This is a genomic window from Streptomyces sp. NPDC051018 (assembly GCF_044456085.1).
Classification (GTDB): Bacteria; Actinomycetota; Actinomycetes; order Streptomycetales; family Streptomycetaceae; genus Streptomyces.
The window spans coordinates 117249-132932 of record NZ_JBITFN010000008.1 but is presented as its reverse complement, the minus strand read 5'-3'; the positions used below and the strand labels follow the sequence as shown (position 1 = coordinate 132932).

The 15684-nt window shown below is 71.7% G+C and carries 16 protein-coding genes and 1 tRNA gene; 9 read left to right on the top strand and 8 right to left on the bottom strand.

Features of this window, described 5'->3' with window-relative positions:
- Positions 1-361 precede the first annotated feature (361 nt).
- Positions 362-1015, bottom strand: coding sequence for a hypothetical protein (locus tag ACIBCM_RS16140; protein WP_399243531.1), 654 nt, complete (start codon positions 1013-1015; stop codon positions 362-364).
- Positions 1016-1062: 47 nt separating this feature from the next.
- Here ACIBCM_RS16140 and ACIBCM_RS16135 point away from each other — a divergent pair, with 47 nt between their 5' ends.
- On the top strand, positions 1063-1251 hold the full coding sequence (locus ACIBCM_RS16135) for a DUF5703 family protein (protein WP_329114830.1): 189 nt from the start codon (positions 1063-1065) through the stop codon (positions 1249-1251).
- A 178-nt stretch (positions 1252-1429) separates the two neighbouring features.
- Here ACIBCM_RS16135 and ACIBCM_RS16130 read toward each other — a convergent pair whose 3' ends face one another.
- The 3 genes from ACIBCM_RS16130 to ACIBCM_RS16120 form a co-directional block, all read right to left on the bottom strand.
- Positions 1430-2209 (bottom strand): chaplin, encoded by a 780-nt coding sequence (locus tag ACIBCM_RS16130; protein ID WP_399243529.1) that lies wholly within the window; start codon positions 2207-2209, stop codon positions 1430-1432.
- A 149-nt stretch (positions 2210-2358) separates the two neighbouring features.
- Entirely contained in the window at positions 2359-2592 is a 234-nt protein-coding gene (gene chpH, locus ACIBCM_RS16125; RefSeq protein ID WP_399243527.1) for a chaplin ChpH, read from the bottom strand.
- 194 nt (positions 2593-2786) lie between these two features.
- The gene (locus ACIBCM_RS16120) at positions 2787-4112 is read right to left on the bottom strand and encodes a M20/M25/M40 family metallo-hydrolase (RefSeq protein ID WP_399243526.1); all 1326 of its coding nucleotides are present in this window, start codon (positions 4110-4112) and stop codon (positions 2787-2789) included.
- Between the two features lie 188 nt (positions 4113-4300).
- Between ACIBCM_RS16120 and ACIBCM_RS16115 the strand changes: the two genes are divergently transcribed.
- Both ACIBCM_RS16115 and ACIBCM_RS16110 read left to right on the top strand, forming a co-directional pair.
- Positions 4301-4385 (top strand) — tRNA-Leu (locus ACIBCM_RS16115).
- A 209-nt stretch (positions 4386-4594) separates the two neighbouring features.
- Entirely contained in the window at positions 4595-5509 is a 915-nt protein-coding gene (locus tag ACIBCM_RS16110; protein ID WP_399243525.1) for a pseudouridine synthase, read from the top strand.
- Positions 5510-5516: 7 nt separating this feature from the next.
- Here ACIBCM_RS16110 and ACIBCM_RS16105 read toward each other — a convergent pair whose 3' ends face one another.
- The 3 genes from ACIBCM_RS16105 to ACIBCM_RS16095 form a co-directional block, all read right to left on the bottom strand.
- Entirely contained in the window at positions 5517-6146 is a 630-nt protein-coding gene (locus ACIBCM_RS16105) for an MBL fold metallo-hydrolase (protein WP_399243523.1), read from the bottom strand.
- Positions 6146-7231, bottom strand: a complete 1086-nt coding sequence (locus tag ACIBCM_RS16100; protein ID WP_399243521.1) for an S-(hydroxymethyl)mycothiol dehydrogenase — start codon at positions 7229-7231, stop codon at positions 6146-6148. The genes ACIBCM_RS16105 and ACIBCM_RS16100 overlap by 1 nt, the downstream gene beginning before the upstream one ends.
- 785 nt (positions 7232-8016) lie before the next feature.
- The gene (locus ACIBCM_RS16095; RefSeq protein WP_399243520.1) at positions 8017-8730 is read right to left on the bottom strand and encodes a FadR/GntR family transcriptional regulator; all 714 of its coding nucleotides are present in this window, start codon (positions 8728-8730) and stop codon (positions 8017-8019) included.
- 150 nt (positions 8731-8880) lie between these two features.
- Here ACIBCM_RS16095 and ACIBCM_RS16090 point away from each other — a divergent pair, with 150 nt between their 5' ends.
- Positions 8881-9390, top strand: coding sequence for a gluconokinase (locus ACIBCM_RS16090; protein ID WP_399243518.1), 510 nt, complete (start codon positions 8881-8883; stop codon positions 9388-9390).
- Positions 9391-9490: 100 nt separating this feature from the next.
- A complete protein-coding gene (locus tag ACIBCM_RS16085; protein ID WP_399243516.1) occupies positions 9491-10888 on the top strand; it encodes a gluconate:H+ symporter in 1398 nt (465 codons plus the stop codon).
- Between the two features lie 142 nt (positions 10889-11030).
- On the opposite strand, the gene ACIBCM_RS16080 is transcribed toward ACIBCM_RS16085, so the two are convergent.
- On the bottom strand, positions 11031-12686 hold the full coding sequence (locus ACIBCM_RS16080; protein ID WP_399243515.1) for an FAD-binding dehydrogenase: 1656 nt from the start codon (positions 12684-12686) through the stop codon (positions 11031-11033).
- Positions 12687-12809: 123 nt separating this feature from the next.
- Between ACIBCM_RS16080 and ACIBCM_RS16075 the strand changes: the two genes are divergently transcribed.
- From ACIBCM_RS16075 to ACIBCM_RS16060, 4 genes are all read left to right on the top strand, one after another.
- Positions 12810-13325, top strand: a complete 516-nt coding sequence (locus tag ACIBCM_RS16075; protein ID WP_399243876.1) for an NUDIX hydrolase — start codon at positions 12810-12812, stop codon at positions 13323-13325.
- 208 nt (positions 13326-13533) lie between these two features.
- Entirely contained in the window at positions 13534-13932 is a 399-nt protein-coding gene (locus tag ACIBCM_RS16070; RefSeq protein ID WP_399243513.1) for a YidH family protein, read from the top strand.
- Positions 13933-13936: 4 nt separating this feature from the next.
- The gene (locus tag ACIBCM_RS16065; protein ID WP_399243511.1) at positions 13937-14323 is read left to right on the top strand and encodes a DUF202 domain-containing protein; all 387 of its coding nucleotides are present in this window, start codon (positions 13937-13939) and stop codon (positions 14321-14323) included.
- Between the two features lie 333 nt (positions 14324-14656).
- The gene (locus ACIBCM_RS16060) at positions 14657-15679 is read left to right on the top strand and encodes a phosphotransferase family protein (protein WP_399243510.1); all 1023 of its coding nucleotides are present in this window, start codon (positions 14657-14659) and stop codon (positions 15677-15679) included.
- Positions 15680-15684: the final 5 nt, after the last annotated feature.

The window sequence follows — 15684 nt, the reverse complement described above, 5'->3', positions numbered from 1 at the left end:
GGGCCACCGGTCACCCGGCCCGACCGCGGGACCCCGGCGGTCAGGTCCGGCCCCCTCCGTCCGGGGACCCGCCGCCGTATCCCACGGCACCACCCGGCCCCCGGCACCCGGGCCCGTCGCAGCACAGCCCCGGCCAGGGACCCTCGCCCGAGGCCCCGGCGCCACCCCCGGCACCTGTCACCCGCCGCAGCCCCGTCCTCCGGCGGCCGGCCCGCGTACGGCACAGGCCCGCCCGCCGTCGCCCGGGAGGACGGGCCACGCACGCCGAAGCCCCCGTGTCACCGGGACCGGGTGCGGTCCACGGGACGCGGGGGCCTCGGGGCCGGGCGGGGAGGGACGGTAGAGGCCGGCCCGCGCCGTCTCAGCGTCGTACTTCGTCGAGGTCCAGCCCCTCGCCGAGATCGTCCTCGTCGAAGACGGCACTCACGTCGAAACGGCAGATCACCCGCTGCGCGTCGGCCTGCTCGAAGGGGGCGCTCAGCCATTCGCCCGGCTCGGACACCTCGTCCGCGGCCGACACCCAGAGGGTGGAGTCGCCTTCCTCCAGGCCGAACTCCTTGTGCCGGGAGGCGATTTCATCCGGTTCGTACTCCCCGAAGAGCACACCGAGCGCGGCGTGCACGCTCGCGCCCACGATCTCCGAGTCCTCGGGGCCGTCGTCGGGGTCGGCATCGGCGATGCGCTGTGCCTGTGCCAGCAGCCGCTGGGGCTCCACCACCGCGTAGTCACGGCGGATGAGCACGCTGAGCGCGTTCGGCTCGTCGGGGCCCGCGTAGGGCGGCAGTGAGTCGTCCGCTCCCGGGATCTCGAAGGGTGTGACCTCGTCGTAGCGGTCGTAGAGGCGCTCGTCGTAGACCTCCGCGGCCACGGCCAGCGCGTTGAACGCTTCGTAGACGGCCGGGTCGTCCTCTCCCGTGCGGTTCTCGACCGCCGCGAGGTGACGGTCCAGTGCGGCTTTGACCGCCTCGGCGGCGGCACGTACCTCGGCAGCGGTGGGCTGCGCAGCATCAGACATAGTGCAGACGCTATCCGTAGCAGGGCTCTGCCCGCACAATAGATGCGATGCCGGAATACGAATTTGTCGACGTGTACGTCCCGCGCGGGGTCTCCCGCAATGAGGCGACCCGTCTGCTGACCGACCATGCCGAGTACGGACACTGGGAGTTGGACCGACTGAGTCTGCACCGGGACGGCAGCCGCAGAGTGCGGCTGCGCCGGCGCATCATCCGTCAGGTGCGCGCCACCTGGTGATCAGCGCGAAGAGGGCCTCGTCGTGGCGAGGCCCTCTCGGTGTCCATGCTGTCCCGTGCCACCGCACGCCGTCACACCGCGCCCCGGGCCGGGCACGGACGGTGCCGGTGGCCCGTGGACGGTCCGGCCGGCAAGGAGCCGGCCGTACGGCGCCTGAGTACGCCGGCGGGCGGACCGCTCAGGCGGAGGCCCGGGCCCTTCGGTAGAGCACCGCGCCACCGAGCAGCAGTCCGGCGCCGGCCGGGATGATCATCCCCAGCGAACCCGCGCCGGTGTGCGCGAGGGCCTCGGAGTCGTCCGAGTGCGCGGCCTGCGCCACGGGGTCGTTCCCGTCACGGGTCGCCGGCTTGGTGCCGGGGTTCGACGGCTCGGCCTCGCGGGGCTTGCCCGGGTTCCCGGGCTCGCCCGGCTTGACCGGCTCCTCGGGCTTCTCCGTCGGGGGGACGGCGTTGTTGCCGCAGTTGTTGCCGGCGGCCGGGTTGAGCAGACCGACGATGTCCACGGTGTTTCCGCACGCGTTCACCGGAACGTCGACCGGTGCCTGGATGACGTTGCCGGAGCCGACACCGGGAGAGTGGGAGGTACTGCCGCTCGCGTGGGAGCCCCCTCCGGTCTGGGTGCCGGAGCCCGGGGTCCCGGTTCCGGGGGTGCCCGAGCCCGGGGTCCCGGATCCGGGGCTCCCCGTGCCGGGACCGGTGCCGTGGCTGCCGGTGCCGGACTTGTTCGCGCAGGTGTTGCCGGCGGCCGGGTTGAGCAGACCGACGACGTTCACGGTGTTGCCGCACGCGTTCACCGGAACGCTCACCGGCACCTGGACCGTGTTCCCGGACGCGACGCCCGGAGAGTCGGACGCCCCTCCGGCCGCCCCGGCGCCCGCGTGCGCGTAGCCGCCGCCCAGGGCGAGCGCCCCGCCGGCTGCGGCCATGGTGATCAGGCCCTTACGAGTGACCTGTCGCATAGGTGGTTCCTGCCTTCTTCGCCTCGTCAGGAATTCCGCCGGGGGCCGGTTCGCCCGGAGGCGGAATGCCGGGCGGCCCCGGAGTGCATGGCACGCACTCCGGGACCGCCCGGGTTCACACCCGAACCCGAAGGGGTCGAGTCACAGCATCAGCCGTTGATGCAGGTGTTGCCGAAGGTGGGGTTCAGGAGCCCGATCACGGAGACCGTGTTGCCGCACACGTTCACCGGCACGTGGACCGGGACCTGAAGAACGTTGCCGGAAAGCACACCGGGGGAGCCCACGGCAGCGCCCTGAGCACCCGAGTCGGCCATGGCCACGCCCGCACCGGCGAGTACCAGACCACCTGTGGCAGCCGCAGCAGCGACGACCTTCTTGATCATTATTCCTCCTTGTTGACAATGCGGTCCCAGCCGCGGACCGCAACACCTGTAACGAGGAGGGGGCGAAGGGGCTACGCGGGCGATGCTCCTTTCACTCTTCTCAGTCAACAGCGCACACAGGGACGATTATTGGAGTTTCGTTTCACTTCACCTAACGGGCGTCTCACCCGCCGGGGCACCTCACCCGATCCGGTTCAGCAGGCGTCGAGGAAGCGGTCAAGCACTCGCACCCCGAACTTCAGGCCGTCGACCGGCACCCGCTCGTCCACTCCGTGGAACATTCCCGCGAAGTCCAGCTCGGGCGGCAGCCGCAGCGGTGCGAAGCCGAAGCAGCGGATGCCGAGGTCGTCGAAGGACTTGGCGTCCGTGCCCCCGGACAGCATGTACGGGACGGCCCGGGCGATGGGGTCCTCGGCGCTGAGCGCGGTCTGCATCGCGTCCACGAGATCGCCGTCGAAGCTGGTCTCCAGCGCCTTGTCGCCGTGCACGTCCTCACGGCGGACCCTCGGCCCGATGAGCCGGTCGATGTCGGCCAGGAACTCCTCCTCGTACCCCGGCAGAAAGCGGCCGTCGACATGGGCGGTGGCCTGACCGGGGATGACGTTCACCTTGTAGCCCGCGCCGAGCATCGTGGGGGCGGCGGAGTTGCGGAGGGTCGCGCCGACCATCTTCGCGATCCCGCCCAGCTTGGCGAGGGTGGCGTCCATGTCCTCCGGGTCGAGCGGGGTGCCGAGCGCGTCGGAGAGTTCGTCCAGGAACGACCGTACGGTCTTGGTCACCCGCACCGGCCAGGTGTGACGGCCGAGCCGTCCGACGGCCTCGCACAGCTCGGTGATGGCGTTGTCGTCGTTGGTCATCGACCCGTGGCCGGCGGTGCCGTCCACGGTCAGCCGCATCCAGTGCATGCCCTTCTGCGCCGTCTCGACGAGATAGAGCCGCAGATTCTCGTTGACGGTGAAGGAGAATCCCCCGACCTCGCCGATGCCCTCCGTGACGCCCTCGAAGAGATCGGGGTGCCGGTCGACGAGGTGGCGGGCGCCGTAGGTTCCGCCGGCCTCCTCGTCGGCGACGAAGGCGAGCACCACATCGCGCGGGGGCTTGCGCCCGGAGCGCAGCCGGTCCCGTACGACGGCGAGCGTCATCGCGTCCATGTCCTTCATGTCGACGGCACCACGGCCCCAGACGCAGCCGTCCGCGATCTCGCCGGAGAACGGGTGGTGCGTCCAGTCGTCCGCGTTGGCCGGCACGACATCGGTGTGGCCGTGGATGAGCAGCGCGGGCCGGGAGGGGTCCTCTCCCTCGATCCGGGCCACGGTGGAGGCGCGTCCCTTGTGGGACTCGATGATCGTCGGTTCGAGCCCGACCTCGGCGAGCTTCTCCGCGACGTACTCGGCCGCCGCCCGCTCCCCCGGACCCGAGTGGTCCCCGTAGTTGCTGGTGTCGATCCGGATCAGCTCACGGCAGAGGTCGACGACCTCGTCCTCGCCCGAGACGGTACGGGCCGTATTCGACTCGCTCACGCTGATTCCTCCCGATGTCGCCGCTGGTGGTTCCTCCTCATACTCCCGCGCCCGGGGCCGGACCCCAAGAGAGCCCGGCCGCCCGTCGCCCGCCCGCCCGGGGCGGCCGTGGAGGGGGATCGGGCACAGCCGAATGTTTGCTATGGTTTCCCACGTCGGAACGGCCCAGGCCCTCCGGCAGACACCTGGTCCGGGTGGCGGAATGGCAGACGCGCTAGCTTGAGGTGCTAGTGCCCTTTATCGGGCGTGGGGGTTCAAGTCCCCCCTCGGACACACTTTTTCACAGCGGTACGGGCAGTGGGTGGTGACTCAGCGGTCACGGCCCGCTTTTTTGTGTCCGTGGCCCGTCTGGTCCGCCTGGTCCGACTGGATCCTGGGTCCTGTGTGGCAGCGGCCTCCCGGTGGGGCCGGGGGGCGTGGAGCAGCAGGTGCCCCGGTGCCGCTGTCCGCTGTGCCCGCCGTCGCCGCATACAGTCACGTCGGTGAGACGCAGACGCCGGCCGCCGCCCAGCCCGCTCCCCCAGCGTGACGGGATCGACCCCGTCCGGATCCGGCTGCCGGAGGACCCCGGCGGGCGGTGGGCGACGGTGTACGACCATGTCGCGGCGCGGTACGGGCCCGAGCGGGCGGGCGCGATGTTCGCCGGGCGCCGGATCGTCTCCGTGGAGGGGAGCGTCACGGCGGACGAGCCGTACACCGCCGGGCGGTATCTCTGGTTCCACCGGGACTTCGCGCCCGAGGAGCACGTTCCGTTCGAGATCGGGATCGTGCACCGCGACGAGCGGCTGCTGGTCGTGGACAAGCCGCACTTCCTCGCCACCACACCGCGCGGGCGCCACATCACCGAGACCGCGCTCGCGCGGCTGCGGAGGGATCTCGGGCTGCCGGGGCTCCAGCCGGCACACCGGCTGGACCGGCTCACGGCGGGGCTGGTGCTCTTCGTCGTACGGGAGGAGGACCGGGGCGCGTATCAGAGGCTGTTCGGCGAGCGGAGGGTGCGCAAGGAGTACGAGGGGGTGGCCCGCCACGATCCCGGGGTGGAGCTTCCCCGGACCGTACGCAGCCGGATCGTGAAGGAGCACGGGGTGATGGCGGCCCATGAGGTGGCGGGCGAGCCGAACAGCGAGAGCCGGATCGAACTGGTGGAGCGTCGGGGCGGGCTCGGCCGCTACCGGCTGCTGCCCACCACCGGGCGCACCCATCAGCTCAGGGTGCATATGAACGCGCTCGGGCTGCCGCTCCTGGACGATCCGCTGTTCCCCGTCGTCCGGGAGCCCGAGGAGGGCGACTGGTCCCGGCCGCTGCAACTCCTCGCGAAGGTACTGGAGTTCACCGATCCGGTGACGGGAGAGCCGTACCGCTTTGACAGCCGGCTGCGGCTCTCCCGCTGGCGGTGACAACGGCTCAGTGGCCGCGCCGGATCCACTCCTCCAGCTGGGGCGCCTCGGCGGCGATGGTGGTCGGGTCGCCGTGGCCCGTGAGGACCTCCGTCGCGGGCGGCAGCGTCAGCAGCCGTTCGCGGATCGAGCCGATGATGGTGGGGAAGTCGCTGAAGGACCGGCCGGTCGCGCCCGGGCCGCCCTGGAAGAGGGTGTCACCGGTGAAGACGGTCGCGAGGGCGGGGGCGTACAGGCAGACCGCGCCCGGCGCGTGCCCCGGGGTGTGGAGCACGGTGAGTTCGGTGCCGGCGACGGTGAGGGTCTGGCCGTCGGCCAGTTCCCCGTCGGGGGCGCGGTCGGGGTGGGTCTGCTGCCACAGCGGCAGATCGCCGGGGTGCAGCAGGATCGGCGCGCCGGTGGCGGCGGCGAGGGCCGGGGCCGCGTCGATGTGGTCGTTGTGGGCGTGGGTGCAGACGATCGCGCGGAGGGCCCGGCCGCTCAGCGCGGCCTCGATGGCGGCGGCGTCATGGGCGGCGTCGACGACGATCGCCTCCGAGTCGTCGCCGACGATCCAGACGTTGTTGTCGACGTCCCAGGTGCCGCCGTCGAGGGAGAATGTGCCGGAGGTGACGAGCCGTTCGATGCGCGCGGTCATCAGAACACCACCACGGAGCGCAGGACGTCACCCTCGTGCATCCGGGTGAACGCGGTCTCGACCTCGTCGAGCCCGATCGTCTCCGTGACGAACGCTCCCAGATCGATCCGGCCCTGCTGGTGCAGATCGATCAGCATCGGGAAGTCACGCGACGGCAGACAGTCCCCGTACCACGACGACTTCAGCGCGCCGCCGCGCCCGAACACATCCAGCAGCGGCAGTTCCAGCTTCATCTCCGGTGTCGGCACGCCCACGAGTACGACCGTGCCCGCCAGATCACGTGCGTAGAACGCCTGCTGATACGTCTCCGGGCGGCCCACCGCCTCGATCACCACATCCGCGCCGAACCCGCCGGTCAGCTCGCGGATCGCCGTCACGGGGTCCACCGCACGGGAGTTGACGGTGTGGGTGGCGCCCATCGATGTCGCCGTCTCCAGCTTGCGGTCGTCGATGTCCACCGCGATGATCCGCGCCGCACCCGCCAGCTTCGCCCCCACGATCGCCGCGTCGCCCACACCGCCGCACCCGATCACCGCGACGCTGTCGCCCCGGCCGACCTCGCCGGTGTTGATCGCCGCGCCGATCCCCGCCATGACCCCGCACCCCAGCAGACCCGCCACAGCGGGCAGCACCCCGGGGTCGACCTTGGTGCACTGCCCGGCCGCGACCAGCGTCTTCTCAGCGAAGGCCCCGATGCCCAGCGCCGGGGACAGCTCCGTTCCATCGGTGAGCGTCATCTTCTGCCGGGCGTTGTGGGTGTCGAAGCAGTACCACGGCCGGCCCCGCCGGCACGCACGGCAACGGCCGCACACCGCACGCCAGTTGAGGATCACGAAGTCCCCGGGCTCCACATCGGTGACGCCCTCGCCCACCGACTCGACCACGCCCGCCGCCTCATGGCCCAGCAGGAACGGGAAGTCGTCGCTGATCCCGCCCTGCTTGTAGTGCAGATCGGTATGGCAGACGCCGCACGCCTGCACCGTCACCACGGCCTCGCCCGGACCGGGATCGGGAACGACGATCGTCTCCACCCGTACCGGCTCGTCCCTGCCCGGAGCGATCACACCCCGCACCTGCTGTGACATCACACCCTGCCCTTCTGCGCATATCGGTTCCGACCACCCTACGGACCGGACCCGCGGTGGACCGCGACGGCCCGGACATAGGGGGCACACCGGTCCTTACGGGTGAGCCCTCGGCGCGGAGCCCGGGGAACACCGTGCTGTGGCGCGGCGGACTTCGCATACGGGGGCGGAGGGTGACGGTCGGGTTCGGTCCGGGGTGCGGGGCTCGGTCCCGGACGACGGGGCGGCGAGGGCGGCGGCCTGTCCGGCAGGGCCCGCGGAATCCGCCGTCTCCGCGAGCCCTGCCTGTATACCTGTGCGGTATACGTTCAGGGGCCCTGCGCTTCAGGGCTCAGGCCGGGGCGCGGTGCGCCCGTGCCGGGTGCTCGGGGTGCCGGTCGGGCCTCGGCCACGATGGGGGGTGGTCACCGGGGAAACCGCCCGACGGCACACCGGGGCACCTCTCGGATGGTGTCAGTGTTCAGGCCGCGCAGACAGAGATCTGAGCTATTTCTGAGGTTGGGGATATGGACGGGGACCGTGCCGGTTGCCTCCGGGCCGGGAGAACGCGCCGGGAGACCGTGCCGGAGAACAGACGGAAGGCCCGGTCGGGGCGCCGAATGGCGCGTCACGGGTGAGGACCGCCGGGTACCGGCCGGGCGGGGGACCTCCGCGTCGGGACTTCCGGAGTGCCGGAGCTTGAGGAGTGCCGGAGCTTGAGGAATGCCGGGGCTTCAGCAGGAGTGGGCCCTCGCGGGCGCGGCTTGATGTCGCCGGGGCACATCAGGGGGTCGACGCCTTGAGGGTCAGGTCGCCGGGTCCGGCGCGAGGACGTCCAGCTCGGCGAGGGCGCCGACCGCGATCTGCCGGGTGACCTCCTCGGCCCGGACCGCGTCCCCCGCCCGTACGGCCTCGGCGACCTGCACGTGCAGGGTGACGGCGGCCGGATCCGGGTCGTCGAACATGACCTGGTGGTGCGTACGGCCGGTGAGGATCGCCGCCACCACATCGCCGAGCCGCGCGAACATCTCGTTGCCGGACGCGCTCAGCACGATCCGGTGGAACGCGATGTCGTGTTCCAGATAGCGCTCCAGCTGCTGTCCGCGCGAGGTGGCCACCATGCCGAGCGCGCACTCGGTGAGCCGGGCGCACTGCTCGGGAGTGGCGTTGCGGGCGGCGAGTCCGGCGGCGACCGGCTCGATCGCGGAGCGCAGCACGGTCAGTGAACGCAGCTGGCGGGGGCGGTCGGCGCCGGCCAGCCGCCAGCGGATGACCCGGGGGTCGTAGACGTTCCACTCCTCGATGGGCCGTACGGTCACACCGACCCGCCGCCGGGACTCCACCAGGCGCATCGATTCCAGGACGCGGACCACTTCACGGACGACCGTACGCGAGACGTCGAAGCGCCGGGCGATCTCGTCGGTCCGCAGCACGCTGCCTTGTCCGTACTCGCCCGCCGTGATCGCGAGGCCGAGGGTGTCCAGCACATGTGTATGGAGGCCAGGGCCCGCTGTGGTCATGAATCCCAGCCTACGGGGCGTACCTCACACCTAAAAAGTATGACGTTTAGGTCTCGACCTCTTGAATAAGTCATACGTAATGGGTTTCAGTAGCGCGACGGACCGATGTCGACAGCGGAGTCGGCGTCCCAGACAGCGAGGCACCCAGAGATGAGCACCCCACAGGTCGTCGTGGTGATGGGCGTGGCAGGAACCGGCAAGACCACGATCGGGCCCCTGCTCGCGCGCGCACTGGGCGTTCCCTACGCCGAGGGCGACGACTTCCATCCGCCGGAGAACATCGCCAAGATGTCCGCCGGTACACCGCTGGGCGACCACGACCGGTGGCCCTGGCTCGACGCGATCGGGCAGTGGGCGCACGGGCGGGCGGGCGCGGGCGGGGTGGTCTCCAGTTCGGCGCTCAAGCGGGCCTACCGCGACCGGCTGCGGGCCGCCGCCCCGGACGCGGTGTTCCTCCACCTCACCGGGGAGCGGGACCTCATCGAGCGCCGGATGGCCGGGCGCAAGGGGCACTTCATGCCCACCCGTCTGCTGGACTCCCAGTTCGCCGCGCTCCAGTCGCTCGACGCGGACGAGCGGGGCGTCGCCGTCGAGGTGACCGGCACCCCGGAGGAGATCACCGCACGGGCACTCACCGGACTGAGCCGCCTGGCGCCATGACCTCCCGTACCTCCCGCAACTCCCCTGTGTCCCCCGTGTCCCCTGTGTCGTTCCTTGTGTCCTCCGTACGACACCAGTCTCCCTCCACGAAGGAATCACCGTGACCAGTCTCAGCGTCGAGACGCTGGCGGCGGGCGCCACCGAGCCCATCACCTCGGCGGGCAACGCCCAGCTCGGCATCGCCGTCCTCGCGGGCATCGCCGTCATCGTGCTGCTCATCACCAAGTTCAAGATGCACGCGTTCCTCGCGCTGACCATCGGGTCGCTCGCGCTCGGGGCGTTCGCGGGCGCCCCGCTCGGCAAGGCCATCGAGGCGTTCTCCAAGGGCCTCGGCTCGACGGTCGCCGGTGTGGGTGTGCTGATCGCGCTGGGCGCGATCCTCGGCAAGCTGCTGGCCGACTCGGGCGGCGGCGACAGAATCGTGGACACGATCCTGGCGAGGGCGAACGGCCGGACGATGCCCTGGGCGATGGTGCTGATCGCCTCGGTCATCGGTCTGCCGCTGTTCTTCGAGGTCGGCATCGTCCTGCTGATCCCGGTGGTGCTGATGGTCGCCAAGCGCGGCAACTACTCGCTGATGCGGATCGGTATACCCGCGCTGGCCGGACTCTCGGTGATGCACGGTCTGATTCCGCCGCACCCCGGCCCGCTGGTGGCGATCGACGCCCTCGGCGCCAACCTCGGGGTCACCCTGGCGCTCGGTGTTCTGGTCTCCATTCCGACCGTGATCATCGCCGGTCCGCTGTTCTCCCGTTACGCGGCCCGCTGGGTCGACATCCCCGCACCGGAGAAGATGATCCCGGCGCGCCCCTCGGAGGACCTGGACAGGCGCCCCGGCTTCGGCGCGACCGTGTTCACCGTGCTGCTGCCCGTGGTGCTGATGCTCTCGAACGCGCTCGTCGAGATCGTCGTGGACGACCCCGGGAACCCGGTGCAGAAGGTCACCGACGTCATCGGCTCACCGCTGATCGCGCTGCTCGCCGCCGTGCTCGTGGGGCTGTTCACCCTGGGCCGCGCCGCCGGGTTCACCAAAGAGCGGATCTCCACCACCGTCGAGACCTCGCTCGCCCCGATCGCGGGTGTGCTGCTGATCGTGGGCGCGGGCGGCGGCTTCAAGCAGACCCTGATCGACGTCGGCGTGGGCCAGATGATCCTGGACTTCTCCGAGAACTGGTCGATCCCGACGCTGCTGCTGGCCTGGCTGATCGCGGTGGCGATCCGGCTGGCGACCGGCTCCGCGACGGTGGCCACGATCTCCGCGGCCGGTCTGGTCGCACCGCTCGCGGCCGGGATGTCGACGACGGAGTCCGCGCTGCTGGTGCTGGCCATCGGTGCCGGTTCCCTCTTCTTCAGCCATGTCAACGACGCCGGTTTCTGGCTGGTGAAGGAGTACTTCGGCATGAGCGTCGGCCAGACGATCAAGACCTGGTCGGTGATGGAGACGATCATCTCGGTCGTCGGCATCGTCTTCGTGCTGCTGCTCTCGCTGGTGCTGTAGCGCTGGAGCGGTGCCCGTGCACCGGATGTCCCGCGGTGGGTCCGCCCCGACCGCGGGACATCCGCGTGTCCCGGGGTGGACCCGCGTTTGACGCGGGTGCCCGCCGATACCCGCCGCGCCGTCTGGACGACGAGGGCGGGGCTCAGGCGGTCGCCGCGGCGGCGGCGCGCCCCGCCGCACGCCCGGAGAAGATACAGCCGCCGAGGAAGGTGCCCTCCAGGGACCGGTACCCGTGGACCCCGCCGCCGCCGAAGCCGGCCGCCTCCCCCGCCGCGTACAGTCCCGGCAGCGGGGCACCGTCCTCGGTGAGGACCCGGGAGGACAGATCGGTCTCCAGCCCGCCGAGCGACTTACGGGTGAGGACGCTCAGCCGCACGGCGATCAGCGGACCGGCGGCGGGGTCGAGTATCCGGTGCGGGGCCGCCGTACGGATCAGCCTGTCGCCGAGATAGTTGCGGGCCCCGCGAATGGCCGTGACCTGGAGGTCCTTGGTGAACGGGTTCCGGATCTCACGGTCCCTGGCGACGATCTCGCGCCGCAGTTCCGCCTCCTCGATCAAGGGCTCCTTGGTGAGCGCGTTCATCCCGCGTACGAGGGCCGGGAGGTCGTCCTCCACGACGAAGTCCGCCCCGCGCTCCATGAACGCCCGCACCGGGCCCGGGACATCGGCCCTGGCGCGCCCGACGACCCCGCGCACCGACTTCCCGGTGAGGTCGGGGTTCTGCTCGGAGCCCGAGAGGGCGAACTCCTTGCCGATGATCCTCCGGTCGAGGACGAACCAGGTGTAGTCGTAGCCGGACCGCATGATGTGTTCGAGCGTGCCGAGGGTGTCGAAGCCGGGGAAGAGCGGTACCGGCAGCCTCTTCCCCCGCGCGTCGAGCCAGAGCGAGGAGGGGCCGGGCAGGATACGGATGCCGTGCCGGGCCCAGACCGGGTTCCAGTTCTCGATGCCCTCGGTGTAGTGCCACATCCGGTCCCGGTTGATGTGGCTGGCGCCCGCGCGCTCCGCGATGCCCAGCATCAGACCGTCGACGTGCGCGGGCACCCCGGAGAGCATCCGCTCCGGCGGCGCGCCGAGCCGGCCCGGCCACTGGGCGCGTACGAGGTCGTGGTTGCCGCCGATGCCGCCCGAGGTGACGATCACGGCCTGGGCGCGGAACTCGAAGGCCCCGGCGACCTCACGGCTGCTGGCGGTGCCGCGCCGGGCGGCGGACGGTTCGAGCACCTCGCCGCTGACGGTGTCGAGCGCGCCGCCGCTGCTGCCGAGCGCGGTGACCCGGTGCCGGAACGCGGTCCGCACGAGCCCGCGTGCCATCCCCTCCCTGACCCGCCGCTCGAAGGGGGCGACCAGCCCGGGGCCCGTACCCCAGGTGATGTGGAACCGGGGGACGGAGTTGCCGTGGCCGGTGGCGTCGTAACCGCCCCGCTCGGCCCAGCCGACGACCGGGAAGAACCGCACACCCCGCTCGTGCAGCCAGGCCCGTTTCTCCCCGGACGCGAAGTCGACGTACGCCTCGGCCCACCGGCGCGGCCAGCGGTCCTCCTCGCGGTCGAACCCGGCCGTGCCCAGCCAGTCCTGGTACGCCAGGTCCCGGCTGTCCCTGATCCTCATCCGGCGCTGCTCGGGCGAGCCGACGAGGAACAGTCCGCCGAAGGACCAGTGCGCCTGGCCGCCGAAGGACTGCTCCGGCTCCTGGTCCAGGAGGATCACCTTGCGCCCGGCGTCGACGAGTTCCGCGGTGGCCACCAGACCGGCGAGGCCCGCCCCGATCACGATCACATCAGCGTCGTACGCCATGGTGTCCATCCTTGTCCGGCCGGGTCGGGCAGTTGGGCTGGTCCGATCCTCCGTACGGGCCGGTAACGAGTCAACCGCAGGGGCGGACGGGGTGGTGATGGAATAAGGGGCATGAGTGAGGGGATGGGTTCCGCCGACGAGATCCTCGATGTCGTCGACGCGTCCGACCGGGTCGTCGGCCGGGCCCGCCGGGGTGATGTCTACGCCCGAGGGCTGTGCCACCGTGCCGTGTTCGTCCTGGTCAGGGACGCGGACGGCCGGATCTTCGTCCACCGCCGGACGGCGGGCAAGCTGATCTTCCCCTCGCTGTACGACATGTTCGTGGGCGGAGTCGTCGGGGCGGGCGAGAGCTACGACGACGCGGCGCTGCGGGAGGCCGGGGAGGAGCTGGGCGTACGGGGGCTCCCCCGGCCCGTACCCCTGTTCAGATTTCTGTACGACGACGGCCGCGGCCGGTCCTGGTGGTCGGCGGTCTACGAGGTCCGCTGTGAGCTGCCCGTGCGGCCCCGGGCCGAAGAGGTCGCCTGGCACGCCTTTCTGACGGAGGACGAGGTCGGGCGGCGGCTCGGCGAGTGGGAGTGGGTGCCCGACGGGCTCGCGGCCTATGCACGGCTGCGCGCGGGGCGACCGGGGGTCTGACCCGCAGCGGAGCCTGGACCGGGGCCGGGCGGGCAGGCGTGCGGGCCGGTGCCGGGGGGCCTGGAGCCGGGGCGGGTCGGTGGCGCGGCCTGGAGCCGGGTGCCCCCGGCCTCCCGCGTTCCAGGGCCCGGCGCGTCCCGGGCCCGGCGCCCGGGACGTGACAGGGACCACGAAGCCCCGTGATCATGGTGCGAGTAGGGTGCGAAAGGTGACGGAATTCGTACGGAGTATGCGGCTGTGGTTCGCGCCCGAGCGGGTGCGGGACGAGGGCGAGACCCCCGACTACCGCTTCTCGCTGGCCAATGAGCGGACCTTTCTCGCCTGGCTCCGGACGGCCCTCGCACTCATCGCGGGCGGCTTCGCCGTCGACCAGTTCCTGCCCGATCTGCGGTGGGCGGTCCGGGCGGGCATGGCGCTGGCGCTGCTGGCGGCCGGGGTGCTGTGCGCGCTCCGGGCGGTCAACCACTGGGTGCGGTGCGAGCGGGCCATGCGCCGCGGGGAGGATCTGCCGGTGTCCCGGCTGCCCGCGCTGCTGAGTCTGGTGATCGGCCTCGTCGCGCTGGGGATGGTGGTCGTGGTGCTGTTCGGCTGGGAGGGCGCCCGGTGAACCCGTGCGCCGCCGGACCGGGCACCGCGCCCGTGTGGACCGGGGCGGAACGGTGACGGCGTCCCCCGAGGACCCGGGCGTTTCGGCGCGGGATCCGGGACTCCAGCCGGAGCGGACCCGGCTGGCGTGGCGCCGGACCACGCTGGCGTTCACGGTGGTGACCGTGCTCGCCGCCCGGGGGACGGTGAGCGGCGAGGAGATGGGCACGGCGTCGGTGGTGGGCCTGGCGTTCACTCTGCTGATGTGGCTCGGATTCCTTCTGGTGGCGCAGCGGCGCATACGGCTCCTGGGGGCCGGCGCCCGCCCGGGGGTCCTTCCCGTGCGGGCGGCGCTGGCGGCGGTGGGGTTCACGGTGACCGTGGCGGCCTCGGCGGCGGCGATCGTGAGGTGACGCCCGGTGGGCGGCGCGTGGGGCCATCGGTGCAGTGGGGGCGCGTGGGCCCTGCGGTGCGGTGGGCGTCGCGTGGACTCCGCCTCGCGCACCGGCGTACCGCCGGGGCCCCGCCCCCGTTTCCCGCCTCCCGATCCTGCCCCTGATACTCCGTTCTCCGGCTCCCCGTGCGGCTCGCGCCCCGGGAGCCGTGCGTTTCCCGGCCGCGGATTCCGGCAGGCCACCGACTCCCCGGATGTGATCCGGACCCCGTTTCCGTTGCGCACTGGACTACATACCGACTGGTCGGTCATTATCGGGAGGTCATGTCCGTCCTCCCCCGGAGGTGCCCTGATGAGCCATGTCCCCCCGCCGGGCCTCGACCCCGTGAACCTCCGCGGTCTCCTCGACCGCGAGCGGCCGGGCCTGGTGAGCGGACCGCTCAGCGCCCGGCTGATCCAGGGCGGGCGCTCCAACCTCACCTACTCCGTCACCGACGGCACGGGCCGCTGGGTGGTGCGCCGTCCCCCGCTCGGACATGTCCTGGCCACGGCGCACGACATGAAGCGGGAGCACCGGGTGATCAGCGCGCTGCACCCCACGAGGGTCCCGGTGCCCGAGCCGGTGCTGCTGTGCGAGGACGAGTCGGTCGTCGGATCGCCGTTCTACGTCATGGAGTTCGTGGAGGGTACGCCGTACCGCACGGCGGAGGAGCTGGCGCCGATCGGCCCCGAGCGGACCCGGGAGGTCGTACTCGCACTGGTCGACACCCTCGTCGAGCTGCACGCCGTCGACCCGGAGTCGGTCGGCCTCGGCGACTTCGGCCGCCCCGAGGGCTTCCTCGACCGGCAGCTGCGGCGGTGGGGCAAGCAACTGGACGCCTCCCGCAACCGCGAACTCGCCGGGATCGACGAACTCCAGGCCGCACTCGGCCGCTCACTGCCCGCCTCCCCCGCGCCCGCCGTCGTCCACGGCGACTACCGGCTCGACAACGTTCTCGTCGGTGGGGACGAGAAGATCAAGGCAGTCCTGGACTGGGAGATGTCCACCCTCGGCGATCCGCTGACCGACCTCGGGCTGCTGGCGATGTACAGCGAGAAGCTGGATGTGCCCGACGCGCCGATCAGCACCACGGCCGCCGCGGCGGGCCACCCGCCGACCGCCGAGCTGATCGAGCGGTACGCGGCCCGGTCCGGCCGGGACACCTCCGCCATCTCCTGGTACACGGCCTTCGCCTGGTTCAAGCTCGCCGTGATCCTGGAGGGCATCCACTACCGGTACACCCTCGGGCAGACCGTCGGCGACGGCTTCGACCGGATCGGCGGCCTCGTGCCCGTCTTCATCGAGCACGGCCTCAACACCCTCCAGAAAGGCTGAGGACA